1 protein-coding gene is annotated in these 665 nt (G+C 41.1%); it reads right to left on the reverse strand.

What is annotated here, in order from left to right:
- Positions 1–665 (reverse strand): hypothetical protein (locus tag Q0871_RS18635; protein ID WP_299326611.1); only part of this gene is annotated, 665 nt, incomplete at both ends.

The following is a 665-nucleotide window of genomic DNA, read 5'->3' on the forward strand; positions in this document are numbered from 1 at the left end:
TGTCCGTCTTCTACATTGGTTGTGGTACCAGAGATAGTCACTGGACTATCATCTTCTGTAGCATTGATAATGTCATCGACAGCCACTACATTAATAGTAATTACAGGAGTAGTCACTATATGTGTTATATCACGAGTTGCTTGCGTAGCAGGATTCCCTGCATCATTGGATACATCTGCAGTTATCGTTTCCGTAGCATCTAAAGCTTGCGCTTCTAAAGCAGTTATATCGAAAGTCCATGCATTCCCTGTTACTACAGGAGAATAGGTAGTTCCGTTTAAGACTACCGTTGCAATTTGTCCGTCTTCTACATTGGTTGTGGTACCAGAGATAGTCACTGGACTATCATCTTCTGTAGCATTGATAATGTCATCTACAGCCACTACATTAATAGTAATTACAGGATTAGTCACTACATGTGTTATATCACGAGTAGCCTGAGTTGCAGGATTTCCTGCAGTATTAGAAACGTCGGCTGTAATCGTTTCATTAGCATCTAAAGCTTGGGCTTCCACAGCGGTTATATCGAAAGTCCACGCATTCCCTGTTACTACAGGAGAATAGGTAGTTCCGTTTAATACTACCGTTGCAATTTGTCCGTCTTCTACATTGGTTGTGGTACCAGAGATAGTCACTGGACTATCATCTTCTGTAGCATTGATAAT

The sequence above is a fragment of the uncultured Maribacter sp. genome, assembly GCF_947500985.1.
In the GTDB taxonomy this organism is placed as follows: Bacteria; Bacteroidota; Bacteroidia; order Flavobacteriales; family Flavobacteriaceae; genus Maribacter.